The sequence below is a fragment of the Weizmannia acidilactici genome, assembly GCF_008974225.1.
Taxonomy (GTDB): Bacteria; Bacillota; Bacilli; order Bacillales; family Bacillaceae_C; genus Weizmannia; species Weizmannia acidilactici.
In genome coordinates this window covers 1-1762 of sequence record NZ_BKZR01000090.1, presented here as the reverse complement: position 1 = coordinate 1762, position 1762 = coordinate 1, and the positions used below count along the sequence as shown (strand labels likewise).

Genomic DNA, 1762 nt, shown 5'->3' with positions numbered 1-1762 from the left:
ATTAGAATATTCCTAAATTTATCTACTCCCCGTAAACGTTTTACTCATACATTGAATATTATACATCTGGAATACTATGAAAGTCACAATCTGAAATTATGTGGAAATTCACAACAATGGAAGAAACCAAAAACGAAGATCAAGAAGCTGATCCAATTAGGAGTGCCCCAACATGAAGCATATGAGTGGGGAAATTCAAGGATGGCATATTGGAGAATCTCTAACAGCCCAATTTTACACAAAGCCCTTGGCAACTCCTACTGGAATCGCCAAGGGCTGAAAAGCCTGTATGAAAAGTATTGTGACAAGCGTCATTTATTTGATTGTACCGCCGTATACGGAACCGTACGTACGGTGGTGTGAGAGGACGGGGGCCAGTCACCCTCTCCTACTCGATTATATGACAGATTATTGATATTTAGGAATATCCAATATAATTTGGCCGGAATCAAGCAAACTGTAAAGATTATAGATGCTGCTGACTTGTTTGGACGCCCAGCCGATATCAGTTGCATACTGGTGCGAAGCGGTGCGTGTCGACACAGCTGCGCTTGGATTCCATCTCATCTTATACAAAGTATCTTGGCCGTTTTTCAGATAATTGCTTTCAATAAACTTAGCACCCCCGATAATGGCTGCTTCCGGCGTAAACCAGCCTTGATTATAAGCATACGCTGCACCGCTCGTGACTGCCGAACCGTCATAGGCCCCGATCCCGTACATATTATATACGGTCCGGCCTTTATATTGAACACCATTAGCCAGTTCGGAAGTCCCATTCTTGGTTTCCAGCAGGGCATGAGAAATTAAATAGAGTTCATTTACGCCTGACAGTTTGCTAGCCGTAATAAAGCTTTCCGCTTTTCCAGCCAATATACCTTTTCCTGCTAAAACTTTTTCGTTAATTTCATCTTTATCCACATTAGCTGTTTGCGTTAATTTAAGAAATTGGAAGCACTGAACCGGATCATTTTCAAAATTTGCCGGGTTCACATAGTATTTGACGTCTTCGGGGCTTGCGTTCACCCATGTTTTATTGTAGGAGACTTTATACCATGTTTTTCCGTCTGTTCCTTTTACAGTCCCAAGGATTTGCAGAGTTGAACCGTTTGAAACTTTCCCGACAACCCAATAATTGGTACCTGCCCCGCCTCTAATGTTCCAGTTGGAGCCCACTACAACACCTTTTTTAGGATTTGTTTTGCTATCCACAATTAAAGCATCTGAGCGGATATATGTACTGTATTTTTTATCCGTTTGTGGGTTTGCCTTCATCTCTATGTTCACCATTTCATTTAAAGAAATTCCATAAGATTGATAGTTTTTTGAAATGGATTTCCCCTGTAAAGGTTCTGCAGATGATAAATATTGTGCACTGACATATCCCGTCTTTCCGAAGGCCGTTACTTTTGCCCATCCGTTTGCTTCTGATAAAACCTGCACAACTGTTCCGCTTGCCAGTTTGGTAATAATGGAAGCAGAAGTGGATGGTGATGTTCGCATGTTTAAGCTTGATCCGGGATCGACATTGACATATTTAGTAACGGTTTTGGCAGCAGAAGAACTGCTTGTGGAACCTGATGTGGACACTTTCGAAGAAGAAAGATAATCCGCATGGACATACCCGGTTTTACTACTCACCGTTACTTTTGCCCAAGATCCGGAAGTGGAAAGGACTTTTACGCTTGTCCCTCTTGAAAGGCTGGCAAGGATCGCGCTGTTCGTTGAAGCCTTCTGCCGGAGCAGGAGATGGGAACCGGGA

The 1762-nt window shown here is 42.6% G+C and carries 1 protein-coding gene and 1 pseudogene; one reads left to right on the top strand and one right to left on the bottom strand.

The window, feature by feature from the left end:
• Positions 1-363 (top strand): annotated as a pseudogene (locus GBH70_RS17035) (hypothetical protein); the annotation flags it as partial.
• Between the two features lie 45 nt (positions 364-408).
• Here the strand turns inward: GBH70_RS17035 and GBH70_RS16330 are convergent.
• Positions 409-1762, bottom strand: a 1354-nt coding sequence (locus GBH70_RS16330; protein WP_151682005.1) for an SH3 domain-containing protein, incomplete at its 5' end; no start/stop codon positions are given.